General features: G+C 68.8%; 12 protein-coding genes. 6 read left to right on the top strand and 6 right to left on the bottom strand.

Translation table 11 applies throughout. The annotated features are described in order from the left end of the window. Positions 1 to 24 precede the first annotated feature (24 nt). From EV657_RS13145 to EV657_RS13130, 4 genes are all read right to left on the bottom strand, one after another. On the bottom strand, positions 25 to 606 hold the full coding sequence (locus EV657_RS13145) for a retropepsin-like aspartic protease family protein (protein WP_134078222.1): 582 nt from the start codon (positions 604 to 606) through the stop codon (positions 25 to 27). 60 nt (positions 607 to 666) lie between these two features. Next, the gene (locus tag EV657_RS13140; RefSeq protein ID WP_075785373.1) at positions 667 to 1,287 is read right to left on the bottom strand and encodes a MarC family protein; all 621 of its coding nucleotides are present in this window, start codon (positions 1,285 to 1,287) and stop codon (positions 667 to 669) included. Positions 1,288 to 1,290: 3 nt separating this feature from the next. Beyond that, positions 1,291 to 3,153, bottom strand: coding sequence for an ABC-F family ATP-binding cassette domain-containing protein (locus EV657_RS13135; RefSeq protein ID WP_134078220.1), 1,863 nt, complete (start codon positions 3,151 to 3,153; stop codon positions 1,291 to 1,293). Between the two features lie 71 nt (positions 3,154 to 3,224). Beyond that, complete coding sequence (locus EV657_RS13130) at positions 3,225 to 4,670, bottom strand: alanine/glycine:cation symporter family protein (RefSeq protein ID WP_134078219.1); 1,446 nt, start codon at positions 4,668 to 4,670, stop codon at positions 3,225 to 3,227. Positions 4,671 to 4,849: 179 nt separating this feature from the next. On the opposite strand from EV657_RS13130, the gene ndk reads away from it, so the two are divergent. Further along, positions 4,850 to 5,272, top strand: coding sequence for a nucleoside-diphosphate kinase (gene ndk / locus EV657_RS13125; RefSeq protein ID WP_075785376.1), 423 nt, complete (start codon positions 4,850 to 4,852; stop codon positions 5,270 to 5,272). A 534-nt stretch (positions 5,273 to 5,806) separates the two neighbouring features. On the opposite strand, the gene EV657_RS13120 is transcribed toward ndk, so the two are convergent. Beyond that, positions 5,807 to 6,130 carry a hypothetical protein gene (locus tag EV657_RS13120; protein WP_075785377.1) on the bottom strand — a complete coding sequence of 108 codons (324 nt, stop codon included), beginning with the start codon at positions 6,128 to 6,130 and terminating at the stop codon, positions 5,807 to 5,809. A 391-nt stretch (positions 6,131 to 6,521) separates the two neighbouring features. On the opposite strand from EV657_RS13120, the gene pufB reads away from it, so the two are divergent. The 5 genes from pufB to EV657_RS13095 all read left to right on the top strand — a co-directional run bounded on the left by pufB (position 6,522) and on the right by EV657_RS13095 (position 14,075). Beyond that, the gene (gene pufB, locus EV657_RS13115) at positions 6,522 to 6,677 is read left to right on the top strand and encodes a light-harvesting antenna LH1, beta subunit (protein ID WP_042460741.1); all 156 of its coding nucleotides are present in this window, start codon (positions 6,522 to 6,524) and stop codon (positions 6,675 to 6,677) included. A 21-nt stretch (positions 6,678 to 6,698) separates the two neighbouring features. After that, entirely contained in the window at positions 6,699 to 6,890 is a 192-nt protein-coding gene (locus tag EV657_RS13110; protein WP_075785378.1) for a light-harvesting protein, read from the top strand. 156 nt (positions 6,891 to 7,046) lie between these two features. Next, positions 7,047 to 8,456 carry a PucC family protein gene (locus EV657_RS13105; RefSeq protein ID WP_075785379.1) on the top strand — a complete coding sequence of 470 codons (1,410 nt, stop codon included), beginning with the start codon at positions 7,047 to 7,049 and terminating at the stop codon, positions 8,454 to 8,456. 121 nt (positions 8,457 to 8,577) lie between these two features. After that, a complete protein-coding gene (locus EV657_RS22540; RefSeq protein WP_279587392.1) occupies positions 8,578 to 10,377 on the top strand; it encodes an autotransporter assembly complex protein TamA in 1,800 nt (599 codons plus the stop codon). Beyond that, entirely contained in the window at positions 10,377 to 14,075 is a 3,699-nt protein-coding gene (locus EV657_RS13095) for a translocation/assembly module TamB domain-containing protein (protein ID WP_134078217.1), read from the top strand. The genes EV657_RS22540 and EV657_RS13095 overlap by 1 nt, the downstream gene beginning before the upstream one ends. 39 nt (positions 14,076 to 14,114) lie before the next feature. On the opposite strand, the gene trpE is transcribed toward EV657_RS13095, so the two are convergent. After that, the gene (trpE, locus tag EV657_RS13090) at positions 14,115 to 15,629 is read right to left on the bottom strand and encodes an anthranilate synthase component I (RefSeq protein WP_134078216.1); all 1,515 of its coding nucleotides are present in this window, start codon (positions 15,627 to 15,629) and stop codon (positions 14,115 to 14,117) included.

The raw sequence follows: 15,629 nt of genomic DNA, 5'->3' as shown, positions 1-15,629 counted from the left end.
GCCGCGACGGCGGGGGCGAGCGGTTCAGCGCGTCAGGATCATCCGGTCGCGGACGACTTCGATCCGCTCGAACCGGTTGAGATAGGCCATGCCCAGAAGCGATTCGCGCATTTCGCCGGAATTGACGAAGGCGCGCAGGTTGCGGTCGGTGACCGGCCCCAGCTCGACCACATCGAGCCGGACCGGCGCGGTGCGGACCGCGCCATTGGCGGTGTGGGCCTCGCCGAAGAATTGCAGGCTGCGCGGGTCGATCCCCACCCGTTCGGCATCGTCGCGGGTCAGCACCACATCGGTCGCGCCGGTATCGACGACAAAGCGGATCGGGACATCGTTGATCCGCAGGGTCATGTAGTAATGGCCATCGGGCGCGCGGGGCACCTCGATCCGGTTCTCTTCGGCAAAGACGGTCTGGCGCGGGGCCACGTCGTTGCGGATGTCGGACCAAAGCCCGAATCCCGCGATCACGCCGATGAAGATCAGCCCCCAGATCGCTGCCTGCTGGGCGACCTGACCAAGCCGCCGACGGTGCGACAGCAGGAAATAGCCCGCGATGACCGTGGCCAGCAGGACAAGATAGATCAGCCGTCCGAAATCGTCGCCGGTCATGACACTCCTTTCCCGGGGATAGGACCGATATAGGCGGCGGGGTGCGAAACTCGAAGGGTCTCAGGCCGGGGCAAGGCCGAAATCCCTGAGCCCGTCGAGGATGAACTGCACCGAGAGGGCGGCCAGCAGCATTCCCAGCAGCCGCGAGACGACGACGATGCCGGTATGGCCCAGCGCCCGTTCCAGAAGACTTGCCGCCAGGAACAGCGCGACACAGATCCCGATCACCGCAATCATCGACAGATGGATCAGCAGCATGTCCAGCGGCGCGCGGTCGATCTGTCCGTTCAGAAGGATCATCGTCGCCATCGCGCCCGGCCCGGCCATCAGCGGGGTTGCCAGCGGAAAGACCGACGGGTCGGGCAGCTCTTCATGGGCGCGGTCCTCGCGCTTCTTGCTGCGCCGCTCGAACAGCATCTCGAGCGCGGTCAGGAACAGCAGGATGCCGCCCGCGATGCGGAAGGCGGGCATCGAGATCCCGGCAAAGGCCAGCACCTTTTCCCCGAAGATCCCGAACAGCGTCAGCAGCCCGACCGCGATGGCGGCGGCGCGCAGGCCGATGGCGCGGCGCTGGCGGGTGCCCATGCCCTGGGTCAGCGCCACGAAGACCGGCGCCAGCCCGATCGGATCGACGATCACGAAGAGGGTGATGAAGGCGCTGACGTGAAAGCCCAGATCCATCGCTCAGGTCTCGGCCGATTCGAGCTTTTCCAGCGCGGCCATCCACAAGGCCTCGGCCCGCTCCATCGCCTCTTCGGCCTCGGCGAATTTCTTCTGCCAGAGGATCCGCTCGTCGGTGCGGGCGGGGTCGTAAAGCTCGGGATCGGCCAGCTTTTCCTGCAAGCGACTGCGCATCTCGTCCAGTTTCTCGACCCGTTGCTCGCATTTGCGGACCTCGGCGCGCAGCGTCAGGATCTCGTCCCGCGAGGCGCGTTTGGGCGCTTCGGGCCGCGCGGGCCGGTCGGTGCCCGCGACCTTTTCGGGCAGGTCGGTGCCCAGCAGCATCCGGCGATAGGCGTCGAGGTCGTCCTCGTAGGGCGTGACCCGGCCGCCCTGCACCAGCCAGAGCCGGTCGGCCACCATCGACAGCAGGTGCATGTCGTGGCTGACGAGGATCACCGCGCCCGAATAGTCGTTCAGCGCCTCGGACAGCGCCTCGCGGCTTTCGATGTCGAGGTGGTTGGTGGGCTCGTCGAGGATCAGCAGATGCGGCGCGTCGAGCGTGGCCAAAAGCAGCGACAGCCGCGCCTTCTGCCCGCCCGAAAGCCGGCCGACCTCGGTTTCCGCCTGGTCGGCGCCCAGACCGAATCCGGCCAGGCGCGCGCGCAGCTTCGCGGGCGCCTCGTCGGGGCGTTCGCGGCGCAGGTGGTCCAGAGGGGTTTCGTCCAGATGCAGCTCGTCCACCTGATGCTGGGCGAAATAGCCGATTCTCAGCCGGTTGGCCGTGGTCATCCGGCCCGAGAGCTTGTCGAGCTTGCCCGCCAGCAGCTTGGAAAATGTCGACTTGCCCTCGCCGTTCCGGCCCAGAAGCGCGATCCGGTCGTCCTGGTCGATTCTCAGCGACAGGCGTTGCAGGACGGGCGTGCCGTCATAGCCGACCGCGGCCCCTTCCAGCGCCACGATGGGCGGCGACAGCTCGTCGGGCTGGGGGAAGGTGAAGACCACGCGCGCCAGATCCTCGGGCGCGGCGATGGGGGTCATCCGCTCCAGCATCTTGATGCGGGCCTGGGCCTGCTTGGCCTTCGAGGCCTTGTAGCGGAAGCGGTCGACGAAGCTTTGCAGATGCGCGCGCCGCAGGTCCTGTTTCTTGGCCTCGGCGGCCTGCACTGCGCGCTGTTCGGCACGCGCCCGGGCGAAGGCGTCGTAGCCGCCCGCGTACAGCGTGAGCTTGCGGTTTTCGAGATGCAGGATATGGCCGACCGCACGGTTCAGAAGCCCGCGGTCGTGCGAGATCAGGATTACCGTATGGGGGTAGCGCGCCAGATAGCTTTCAAGCCAGAGCGCGCCTTCGAGGTCCAGATAGTTGGTCGGCTCGTCCAGAAGCAGCAGGTCGGGGCGCGCGAACAGCACACCCGCCAGCGCGACCCGCATCCGCCAGCCGCCCGAAAAGTCCGAACAGGGCATGTGTTGCTGGGCTTCGGTGAACCCGAGCCCCCTCAGGATCGAGGCGGCCCGCGCCTCGGCCGACCAGGCGTCGATATCGGCCAGACGGGTCTGGATTTCGGCGATGCGGTGGGGGTCGGTCGCGGTCTCGGCCTCGGCCATGAGGCTCGCGCGTTCGGTATCGGCGGCCAGCACCGTGTCCAGCAACGAGGTCTCGGACGAGGGCACCTCTTGCGCGACGCCGCCGATCCGGGCGTGGCGCGGGAAGGCGATCGCACCCGAATCGAGCGTCAGCTCGCCACGGATCAGCCGGAAGAGCGTGGTCTTCCCGGCCCCGTTCCGGCCGATCAGGCCGACCTTGTGGCCATCGGGAATGACGGCAGAGGCGCCCTCGAACAAAGGGCGCCCCTCGATGGAATAGCGAAGATCGTCGATGCGCAGCATGGCCCGGCTTTAACAGGGTGCGGGCCCCGGGGAAAGCCGGGTCAGGAAAAGCCGGGTCGGGGACAACCGGGTCAGGCGCCCCGCTCGGCGGCAACATCCTCGTTCCAGATCGTGCGGTCGATTCCCTTCGGGTCGATCTCGGGATGCTTCGACAGCCGGAAATAGGGCTCGGCCCGGATCTTGCGCTGTTCGAAATAGTCCTTCGTCAGCCGGATCACCGTGCCCGACAGCAGAATCAGCGCGACCAGGTTGATGGTGGCCATGGTCGCCATCGAGGCATCGGCGAAGTTGAAGACCTTGGTCACCGGCTGCACCGCGCCCCAGATCACCATGCCGACCTGTGCGGCCTTCAGGATCGCCAGCGGCACACCGCGGCCAAGCCCGAGAAACTCCATCACGTTTTCGGAATAGGCGTAGTTGCCGATGATCGAGGTGAAGGCGAAGAAAAGAATCGCCACCGCGATGAAGGGCGGGCCGAAGGCGCCGATATGGGCCGACAGCGCGTTCTGGGTCAGCTCGGTTCCGGTGATTCCGTCGGGGCCGTAATCGACCACGCCCGACAGCAGGATCATCAGCGCGGTCGCGGTACAGATCAGCAGCGTGTCGATGAAGACGCCAAGCCCCTGCACCATGCCTTGGCTCGACGGGTGATGCGGGTCGGGCACGGCGACGGCCGCGATATGCGGGGCCGAGCCCATGCCGGCCTCGTTCGAGAACAGCCCGCGCTTGACGCCGTTCAGCGCAGCCGCCGCAAAGCCCCCGGCGAATCCGCCCACGGCCTGGTCGATGCCGAAGGCGCTTTTGACGATCAGCGCCAGAAGGCCCGGGATCTCGGTCGCGTGCACGACCAGCACATAGGCCGCGACCAGCAGGTAGATCCCGGCCATGATCGGCACGACCCGTTCGGCGACGCTGGCAATCGAGCGGATGCCGCCGAAGATCACCACGCCCGTCAGCGCGCCGATGGCGATGCCGGTCGCGAGTTTCGGGATGCCGAAAGCGCCGTCGGCGGCGTCGGCGATGGAATTCGACTGGACCGCGTTGAAGATCAGCCCGAAGGAACAGAGGAAGAAGAAGCAGAACACATAGCCCAGCCATTTGGCATTGAGCCCGTGCCAGATGTAATAGGCCGGGCCGCCACGATACTGGCGGTCGGCGTTGCGCACCTTGTAAAGCTGGGCAAGCGTCGATTCGGCATAGGCCGTGGCCATGCCGACCAGCGCCACCATCCACATCCAGAAGACCGCGCCCGGCCCGCCCAGATAGATCGCGACCGCGACGCCCGCGAGATTGCCGGTGCCGACCCGGCTGGCGAGGCTGACGGTCAGGGCCTGCAGCGGGGTGATACCGCTGCGGTCCGACTCGCTGGAGCTGACGACGACGCGGATGAATTCGGGGAAGTGGCGGAACTGGAGCCCGCCGAGGCGGATGGTCAGGTAAAGCCCGGCTCCGATCAGCCCCCAGATCAGGACATAGCCCCAGAGTACGGTGTTCAGGAAATCTACAATCACGGTCATGAAAAGCCCTTTTCACAGAGGCGCGCGAACACGCACCCCAACGTGAGCGGGCGGGGCCGGTTCCCGCGCGGCTCGCCCGCGACTGCGGCGAAAGCCTGTTTTCAAGGGCCGGGGCGCGTGCTAGCAGGGCCGCGATTTTTCCCCGCCGTCCCCGGGCGGCGCCCAAGAGGACGCAAGACATGGCGATTCAACGCACCTTCTCGATCATCAAGCCCGACGCGACCCGCCGCAACCTGACCGGCGCGATCAACGCCAAGCTCGAAGCCGCGGGCCTGCGCATCGTGGCGCAGAAGCGCATTCACCTGACCAAGGCCCAGGCCGGCGTCTTCTACGCGGTGCACAAGGAGCGGCCCTTCTACGACGAACTCTGCGAGTTCATGGCCTCCGAGCCGATCGTCGTGCAGGTGCTGGAAGGCGAGGACGCGATTGCCAAGAATCGCGAAGTGATGGGCGCGACCAACCCGGCCGAAGCCGCCGAGGGCACCATCCGCAAGGAATTCGCCCTGTCGATCGGCGAGAACTCGGTCCACGGGTCGGACGGTGCGGACACCGCCAAGGAAGAGATCGCCTATTTCTTCTCGGGTCTCGAACTGGTCGGCTGAGTCGCCGGTCGAGTCGCAGACCGTACTCGCCGCGGTGCCACATTGGCGCGCGGCGGAAAAAGGAAGGGGTCGGTTCCGCTGGAACCGGCCCCTTCTTTCTGTCGGGTCAGATGCTGGCCCAGTCCTTGAACACCGCGCCTTTGGTGGGTTCGGGAAGCGGCCGGGCCGAGTCGCCCTTCGGCGACACCGGACGCGGGTGGGAAGAGGTGGGGTTGGCCATCGTCGGGCTCCTTTCGCGGCATGGGCTGGGCGCCGGGACACGCGCGCGTCCGGCGGGTCTCACCAGATCGCAGAAACCGGGCGGCGTCCGGGCAAGAGTCGGGCAAAACGCGGCCATCCTGCTGCGGCGCGGCACAGGCCCGCGCGGACGCCCGGCGGGCGAGCGGACAGCCCGGGTCGGACCGCTGGGCAGGGGGGGGCAGGAGCGACGGGCAAAAAGGGGGGCAGAGGGGGGGGGCACCGGGGGGGGCCGGGCAACAAAAAACGCCCGCGCGGGGGATCGCGCGGGCGCATCTGCGCCGAACGGGGGCCGAATTACTTCTCGGCCACCGCGTAATGAGCGCGTTTGGACAGGAGCGGCCAGCCCATGCGCGACGACAGCGGGGTCGGATCCGCAGTCTTCAGCTCGACATGGCCTTCGCCCATGCCGCCCAGCAGCGGCCAGTTCATCTGACGCGACAGCGGGGTCGGGTTGTTGGTCATCAGTTCGGTTTTCGAGGTGTTGTCCTCGGACAGGCATTTGAAGCCAAGCGCGTCCGAGAAGGGCGTGGTGGTGCTTTCGCCGTCGGTCTCGACGTCGGTGAGCAGGCGTTGCTTGCTGGAAAGCTTCGGCATCCAGTCGTCCCAGAAATATTTCATGGATCCTCCAGGTTGTTGCGTCCGCGATCGTCGACGACAGGAGCAGAGCTTCGGTCCGGGCCCGACGAGTACGGCGAATTGCAGTTGGGCGCTTTGATATTACCCCACCTGCGTGTGGAAAATTCAAGGGTCCTGACGGTCGCAGGACGGGGCGCCGCAGGGGCTGCGACGTGCTGTCAAGAGGGTTCGATATGTCGCACGATTCTGGGGCCATGTCAGGCTGCGTTGACATTGCCAACGTCAATCGCTTGTGACATCGTTTGCTTGTGACGATGCCGGGTCGGGTAGCCCAGCGAGAAATCGCGAAGGATATCTCCGGTCTGCGTTGTCGACGCCTGCGTGCAGGCTCTGCACGTACCACAGTCGAAAACCATATTGGGGAGACGACAATATGACTGACGATATGGACAAAGTCTGGCCGACCGGCCTGACCCTTGCCGAAGCCGAAGAAGTGCACAAGCAACTCATCGACGGCACCCGCGTGTTCGGCGCGATCGCGCTGTTCGCCCACTTCCTGGCTGCCATCGCCACCCCGTGGCTCGGCTAATCTAGAGAGAGGATATAGATCATGAACAACGCGAAAATGTGGCTCGTCGTGAAGCCCACCGTTGGTATCCCGCTCTTCCTGGTTGCCTGCGCCATCGCTTCCTTCCTGGTGCACCTGATGCTGGTTCTGACCACCGGCTGGATGGGCGACTACTACGCCGGCTCGTTCGAAGCCGCGTCGCTGGTCACCAACGCCACCACGCTGCTCTCGTAAGCCTTTCGGCTCGAGACAGGAATTTGCGAGGGCCGGGGTTTCAGCCTCGGCCTTCGTGCCTTCGGGGCGGCGACGCCCCGGCCCTACTGGAAACGCGCCCCAGCGGGCAATAGGACACGGGCCCCCTGTGTCGGGCCGCGTGTGGAGTGTGACCGCATGAATCGACTGAGCAAGATGGCGGTAAACCGTATCGCCACGGTCGGCCCCCGATTCCTCCCCTTTGCAGATGCCGCCAGCGAAGACCTGCCGCTCAGCCGCCTGTTGCGGCTGTCGATGTTCCAGGTCTCTGTCGGCATGGCGATGGTGCTGCTGGTCGGCACCCTGAACCGGGTGATGATCGTCGAGCTCGAAGTCCCGGCATCGATCGTCGGCATCATGATTTCCCTGCCGCTTCTGTTCGCACCCTTCCGCGCGCTGATCGGCTTCAAGTCCGATACGCACCGCTCGGCGCTGGGCTGGCGGCGGGTGCCCTACATCTGGAAGGGCACGTTGCTGCAATGGGGTGGCTTCGCCATCATGCCCTTCGCGCTGATCGTGTTGTCGGGGCAGGAAAGTGCGGCCGGTGCGCCGGAATGGATTGGTATTCTCAGTGCCGCCATCTCGTTCCTGCTGGTCGGCGCGGGCGTGCACACGGTGCAGACCGTGGGGCTGGCGCTGGCGACCGACCTCGCGCCGCGCGAGGACCAGCCCAATGTCGTCGGACTGATGTATGTCATGCTGCTGGTCGGCATGATCGTCAGTGCCCTGCTGTTCGGGATGTGGCTGGAGGACTTCTACCACGCCAAGCTGATCAAGGTGATCCAGGGCGCGGCCGTCGCGACTATGGTCTTCAACGTCATCGCGCTGTGGAAGATGGAGGCGCGCGACCGTACCCGCGCCAGGCCGCGCCCCGAAAGCGAGCCGGAACCCAGCTTTCGCGAGGCCTGGGGGCTGTTCACGCGCGGCCCCAACGCCCGCAGGCTCTTGTGGGTGATCGGGCTCGGCACGCTGGGCTTCGGCCTGTCGGACGTTCTGCTGGAACCCTTCGGGGGTCAGGTTCTGGACATGTCGGTGGCGGCGACCACCAAGCTGACCGCCTCGGTCGCGGGTGGCACGCTGGTCGGCTTCGCCTGGGCCTCTCGGGTGCTGTCGCGGGGCTATGACCCGATGGCGATGGCCGGTTGGGGCGCGCTGGTGGGCCTGCCTGCCTTCGCCGCGATCACCTTCTCGGCGACGCTGCAATCCGAACCGATCTTCGTGCTGGGCACGATGCTGGCGGGTTTCGGGGCGGGGCTGTTCAGCCATGGCACGCTGACGGCCACCATGCGCTCGGCGCCGAAGGCCCAGGTCGGGCTGGCGCTCGGGGCCTGGGGCGCGGTGCAGGCGACCTCGGCCGGTGCCGGGATCGCGCTGGGCGGCGTCTTCCGCGATGCGGTGCTGCATTCGCCCATCGGCGACATGTTCGGCGCGGCCACGCCCTATTTCTTCGTCTACGCGATCGAGCTGGCGCTGCTGGTGGCGACCATCGTCGTCGGCTACCGGCTGATGCTGAGCCGCGCCTTCGGCATCGAGAACGCGCCCGACTGACGCGGGCGCCCGTGCCCCCGCGCCAGGCGCGGCGGCGGCACGCCCTTTCGCGGCAAAATCCGGCCCCCGGGGTTTCCCCTGCCGCCGTCTTGGCTAAGTATGCCGGGAAAAGGGGCCGGATTTGATCGACTCGCGTTGCATTCCCTCGTTCGCCGTCCTGACGGCGATCCTGCTGTCTGTCGCCCCGCGACCGGCCGCCGCGACCCAAGCCGTGCTGAGCGCGCCCGGCGCACCCGACGCGGTGCGGCAGGCGCTTGAGAACTCGGCTCTGTCGCTGCAGGCGGCCAGCGAACCCGATGCCAGCGCGCAGGACATCTTTGCCGCCGCCCGGGCAGATTACGCCCGTCTTGTCGGCGTGCTCTATGCGCGCGGCTATTACGGTCCCGAGGTCCATGTCACCCTCGACGGGCGCGAGGCGGCCGATCTGTCGCCCCTGTCGGTGCCCGCCCGGATCGGCCGGGTCGAGATCCGGGTGGCGACCGGGCGGCCTTTCGCCTTCTCCGAAGCCCAGATCGACCCGCTGGCCCCCGGCACCGACCTGCCCGAGGGGTTTGCCCCGGGGCGGCCCGCCGAGGCGGGCACCATTCGCGCTGCGGCCGAGGCCGGGGTCGATGGCTGGCGTACCGCCGGTCATGCCAGGGCCCGGGTCGCGGGACAAAGCCTGATCGCCAATCACCCGGGGGCAACGCTGGCCGCCCGGGTGCGGCTCGATCCCGGGCCTGCGGTCCGGTTCGGCGATCTCGTGATCGCCTCGGGCTCGCGGGTCCGCGAAGAGCGGCTTCGGGCCATTGCCGGGCTGCCGATGGGCGAACCCTTCGATCCCGAGGCGCTGGACCGAAGCGCCGAGCGGCTGCGCCGGACCGGCGCTTTCCGGTCGGTGCGCCTGACCGAGGCCGAGACGCTCGGACCCGGCAACAGCATGGATATCGGGCTGGAGGTGGTCGACCAGAAGAAACGCCGCCTGGGCTTCGGGATCGAGCTCTCGTCGCTCGAGGGCGCGACGGTCTCGGGCTACTGGATGCATCGAAACCTTCTGGGCGGGGCCGAGCGGCTGCGCTTCGATTTCGAGATCGCGGGGATCGGCGGGCAGGAGGGCGGCGGCGAGGACCTGTCGCTGTCGGCCCGCTTCGACCGCCCGGCGGTGATCTACGCCGATACCGGGCTTTACCTGCTGGGCGCCGTCGAGGATCTGGACGAGCCCGATTATACCGAGACCAACGCCCGGGTGGGCGGCGGCCTGACCCGGATCTTCACGCCGCATCTGAGCGGCGAGGCCGGGGTGCTGTTGCGCTATTCCGATGTCAGCGACGATCTCGGCGACCGGCAACTGACCCATCTGACCTTTCCCGTCAGCCTGACCTGGGACCGCCGCGACGATGCGCTCGACGCCCATGACGGGTTTTATCTCGACGGCAGCGTGACCCCGCTTCTGGCAGTGGGCGGCGCGGCCGAAAGCGGCGCGCTGATCAAGGCCGATGCGCGGATCTACCAGCCGCTCGGGTCCCGGGTCGTGCTGGCCGGGCGGGCGCAGATCGGGTCCGTGGTCGGCGCGTCGAGCGATGGCGTCCCGCCCGCGCTTTTGTTCTTTTCGGGCGGCGGCGGCACGGTGCGCGGCCAGCCCTATCAGTCGCTCGCGGTCGATCTGCCGAATGGCGACCGGATCGGCGGGCGGTCCTTCGTCGGGCTGTCGGGCGAGGCGCGGATCGGCGTCACCCGCGCGATCCAGATGGTGGCCTTCTACGATGCGGGCTTCGTCGGGCCCGACTCGTGGGTGTCGGACGGCGACTGGCATTCGGGCGCGGGGCTCGGGCTGCGCTATGACACCGGGATCGGCCCGATCCGCTTCGACATCGCGGCGCCGGTCGACGGCGATACCGGCGACGGGGTTCAGTTCTATATCGGTATCGGGCAGGCCTTCTGATGCGCGCGTTTCTCGGTTTTCTTCTGCTTCTTCTCACCGCGCTGCCGCTGGCCGCGCAGGAGGACGACCGCGGCGTTCTGGTGCGCTTTCTCGAGGACAAGCTGTCCTCGGCCGGGCGCGAGATCCGGATCGAGGGATTCGAGGGCGCGCTGTCCTCGCGGGCGACCCTGAAAGAGCTGACCATCGCCGACGAGGATGGCGTGTGGCTGACCGTGCGCGGGGCCGTGCTCGACTGGTCGCGGGCGGCGCTTCTGCGGGGCGAGATCAAGGTCGAGGAACTGTCGGCCGACGAGATCCTGCTGCCGCGCCTGCCCAAGGGCGAGGGTGCCAGCGTCGAGCAATCCGAGGCCACGCCCTTCGCGCTGCCGGACCTGCCGGTCTCGATCGACATCGGCCGGGTCAGGACGCCCCGGCTGGTGCTGGGCGAGGCGCTGATCGGCCAGGAGGCCGAGATGGCGCTGGACGGGGCGCTGAGCCTCGCGGGCGGCGCGGGCGAGGCCGATATCACCGCCACCCGCAGCGATGCCGATGGCGCCTTCGCGCTGAAGGCCGCCTATGCCAATGACAGCCAGACCCTGTCGCTGGACCTGTCGCTGACCGAAGGCGCGGGCGGCATCGTGTCGAGCCTGGCGGGTCTGCCGGGCGCGCCGCCGCTGGCGCTGACGGTCGAGGGCGACGGGCCGCTCAGCGATTTCGCGGCCGATCTGGCGCTGGCGACCGAGGGCGAGCCCCGGGTCGCGGGCAGACTGACCATCGCCGCGCCCGAGGATGCGCCCGAGGCCCGGGCCTTTGCCGCGACCCTTGCGGGCGATCTCGGCCCGCTGGTGGCCGAGCGGCTGCGCCCCTTCTTCGGCGACTCGTCCGAGCTGGCGGTCGAGGGCACGCGCGGCGCCGACCGCCGGCTTGACATCTCGCGGCTCGAAGTCGCGACCGGGGCCTTGCAGCTGGGCGGCACGCTGGCGCTGGCCCCGACTGGCCTGCCGGAAAAGGTCGATCTGTCAGGGCGGCTGTCGGGGCCCGTGGTGCTGCCGGTCTCGGGGCTGGACACCACGGTCGAGGGCGTGTCGCTGGAGGCCAAATTCGATGCCGCGACCGGCGAGGCCTGGCAGGCCGACATCGCTTTGGACGGGCTGACCAGCGGCCCGCTGAAGCTTGGCCATGCCGATCTGACCGGCACCGGCACGATCCGGCCCGAGGCTCCGGCGCTGGACGCTGACATCGCCTTCCGCGCCACCGGGCTGAGCCATGCCGACCCTGCGCTGGCGCGCGCGCTGGGCGCGACGGCCGAGGGCCGCGCGCGCCTCTTCTGGCAGGCCGGGACGCCGTTTTCGCTGAGCGATCTGGCAATCGCGGCGGGCGATGCGCGGCTGACGGCCAAGGGTACGCTGGGCGCCGCCGCCGACGGGCTGCCCTTCGACGGCGAGATCGGCGCGGCGCTGGACGACCTGTCGCGCTTTGCGGCGCTGGCGGGCCGGGCGCTGGGCGGCGCGGCCCGGGCCGATCTGACCGGGCGCTACCGGCTGCTGGACGGGATCTTCGATCTGACGCTCGCGGCCGAAACCACCGATCTCAAGACCGGCACGCCCCGGCTCGATCCGCTTCTGGCCGGGAAGGGACAGGTGCAGGTGGCGGCGGCGCGGGGGCCCGAGGGGACCGCGCTGAAGGCGCTGCAGGTTGAAACTCCGGGCATCCGTCTTGAGGGCAAAGGCGATCTGTCGACCGCCTCGGGCGGGCTGACCCTGACCGGGCAGGTGCCCGATCTGGCGCTGGTCGATCCGAAGCTGACCGGGGCGGGCACGCTGGACACCGCCTTCGGCTGGGAATCGGGCGGGCGGCTCAGGCTCGACCGGTTCGAGGCCCGGGCGGCCGGGGCCGAGATTGCCGCCCAGGGCGCGCTGACCCCCGGCGACCCGGCGCTGCCCGCCGAAGGCAAAGTGACGCTGAACGCGCCGAAGCTGTCGGTCTTTTCGGGGCTTGCCGGACGGCGGCTGTCGGGATCGGTGGACGCGACGCTGACCGGGCAGGGCGCGGTCAAGGGCGATTTCGAGGCCGCGCTGAGCGCCGAGGCGCAGGGGCTGGCCATCGGTCTGGCCCAGATCGACCGGGTGATCGGCGGCAAGACCACCATCGAGGCCGAAGGCGCGCGCAAGGGCGGCGCGATCTCGGTCGGGCGGGTCGACATCGCGACGCCACGGCTCACCGTCAAGGCCGAGGACAGCGCGGGCGACGGCACGCTCGATCTGGCGGCACGGCTGTCCGATCTGGCGCTGCTGGTCGAGGGCTTCCCGGGGCCGGTCGCGCTGAAGGGCACGGCCCGGCCCGACGGGGCCAACTGGCGCCTGAAACTCGACGCGACCGGGCCGAGCGGTACAACCGCGGCCGTTGCGGGCACGTTGGCCCGGGATGCCTCGTCGGCCGATCTGAGCCTGAACGGCCGGGCGCCGCTGTCGCTGGCCAATCCGTTCATCGAACCCCGCAGCCTTGACGGGGTGGCGGCCTACGATCTGACGCTGAAAGGCCCGCCGGGGCTGTCGGCGCTGTCGGGCCGGGCCACGACCTCGGGCGCGCGGCTGTCGGCGCCGACGCTGGGCGCGGCGCTGACCGATATCGGCGGTCGGGTGGATTTGTCGGGCGGACGCGCGCGGCTGGACCTTGGCGGACGGTTGGGCGGCGGGCAGGTCTCCGTCGCGGGGCCGATCGCGCTGTCCGGGGCCTTCCCGGCCGAACTGGCCATCCGGCTGACGCAGGCGCGCCTGCAGGACCCGGCGCTTTATGAAACCAGCGTCGATGGCACCGTGACGGTCACCGGCCCGCTGACCGGCGGCGCGCGGATCGCCGGGCGGCTGGATCTGGGGCGGACCGAGATAACCGTGCCCTCGACCGGGCTTGGCGGCGGCGGCGAGCTGCCCGATCTCGTGCATCGGGGCGCCCCGGCGGCGGTGCAGGCGACGCGGGTGCGCGCCGGACTGGTCGAGACCGACAGCGGCGGCGGGGGCGGACGGCCCTATCCGCTGGACCTGACGGTGTCGGCGCCCTCGCAGGTCTTCGTGCGGGGCCGGGGGCTCGATGCCGAGCTGGGCGGGCGGCTGGTTCTGGGCGGGACCACCGCCGATGTCGCGGCCACGGGCCAGTTCCAGCTGATCCGCGGGCGGCTCGACATCCTGGCCCAGCGTTTCACGCTGGACGAGGGGCAGGTGACGCTGTCCGGCCCGTTCGATCCGCAGCTGCATTTCGTGGCGGCGACCCAGTCGGGCGACGTGACCGCGCGAATCCTCGTCGACGGGCGCGCCAGTTCCCCCGATATCTCGTTCCAGTCGGACCCCGATCTGCCGCAGGAAGAGGTGATCTCGCGGATCCTGTTCGGCCGTGGGCTCGATACGCTGTCGCCCTTGCAGGCGGCCGAGCTGGCCTCGGCGGTGGCCACGCTGATGGGCCGGGGCGGGCAGGGGATTCTGGGCACGCTGCGCAGCGCGACCGGGCTCGACGATCTGGACGTGAATTCGACCGAAGAGGGCGGCACCGAGTTGAGTGCGGGCAAGTACCTGTCGGACAACGTCTATTCGCAGGTGATCGTCAATCCGGACGGCGAGAGCGAGATCAACCTCAATCTCGACGTGTCGCCTTATGTGACCGTCAAGGGCCATGTCGGCGCCGAGGGCGATACCGGCATCGGGATCTTCTACGAACGCGATTACTGAAAACGACATGGCCCGCGCCCGCCGGGGCGCGGGAGCGGCTCAGCCGTTGCCGCGGCGCACGAAGCGGGCGGCCTCGGCGGCGGCAGCGCGGAGCGCGTTCGACTTGTTGACGGTTTCCTGCCATTCGGCGGCCGGGTCGGAATCGTAGACGACGCCGCCGCCTGCCTGAATGTACAGCTTTTCGTCCTTGAGGACGGCCGTGCGCAGCGCGATGCACATGTCCATGTCCCCACCGGCCGCGAAATAGCCCACGCCGCCGCCATAGACGCCGCGCTTTTCGGGTTCGAGCTCGTCGATGATCTCCATCGCGCGGACCTTGGGCGCGCCCGAGACCGTGCCCGCAGGCAGCCCCGCCAGCAGGGCCGACAGCGCATCCTCGCCCTCGGCGATCTCGCCCACCACGTTCGAGACGATATGCATGACGTGGGAATAGCGCTCGATGATGAATTTCTCGGTCGGATGGACGGTGCCGATCTTCGCGACCCGGCCCACATCGTTGCGTCCCAGATCGAGCAGCATCAGATGCTCGGCCAGTTCCTTCTGGTCGCAGAGCAGGTCGGCCTCGAGCGCGCGGTCCTCGGCGGGCGTGGCGCCGCGCGGGCGGGTGCCGGCGATGGGCCGGATCGTGACCTCGCCGCCGCGCAGCCGCACCAGGATCTCGGGGCTGGCGCCCACGACCTGGAAACCGCCGAAATTGAAGAAGAACATGAAGGGCGAAGGGTTGGTGCGCCGCAGGCTGCGATAAAGCGCGAAGGGCGGCAGCGGAAAGTCCTGGGTCCAGCGCTGGGCCGGGACGACCTGGAAGATGTCGCCCGCGCGGATATAGTCCTTCGCGGTCTCGACCGCGGCCATGTAGCTTTCGCGGGTGAAGTTCGAGACCGGCTCGCCGATCTCGCGGGCCTCGCCGAAATCGCGGGTCTCGGCGGGCACCGCCCGGTCGAGATCGCGGAGCGCGTCCATCACCCGCTCGGCGGCCTGGGCATAGGCGGCGCGGGCCGACAGCCCGGGTTCGGGCCGGGCGGGCGAAACCACCGTCACCTCGCCCTTGACCCCGTCCAGCACCGCCACGACCGAGGGCCTCAGCATCAGCGCATCGGGCAGGCCCAGCGGGTCGGGATTAACGTTCGGCAGCCGCTCGACCAGCCGGATCATGTCATAGCCGAGATAGCCGTAAAGCCCCGCCGCGATCGAGGGCAGGTCCTCGGGCATGTCGATGGCGCTTTCAGCCAGGATCCGGCGCAGGCTGGCCAGCGGATGGCCCTCCATCGGCTCGAAGGCGTCGGGATCGAAACGCGCCATCCGGTTGACGCGGCTGGTCTCGCCCCGACACTCCCAGATCAGGTCGGGCTTGAGGCCGACCACCGAATAGCGGCCGCGCACCTCGCCGCCCGTGACCGATTCCAGCATGAAGCTGTCGGTCCGGGCGCCCGCGAGTTTCAGCATCAGCGAGACCGGTGTATCGAGATCGGCGGCCAGCCGGGCATAGACGACCTGGGCGCGACCGGCCTCGTAACCTGCCTCGAAGGCGGCGAACTCGGGAATGATCTTCGACAT

Origin of the sequence: Rhodovulum visakhapatnamense (assembly GCF_004365965.1) — a bacterium.
Lineage (GTDB): Bacteria > Pseudomonadota > Alphaproteobacteria > Rhodobacterales > Rhodobacteraceae > Rhodovulum > Rhodovulum visakhapatnamense.
This window is presented reverse-complemented; position numbering and strand designations above follow the sequence as displayed.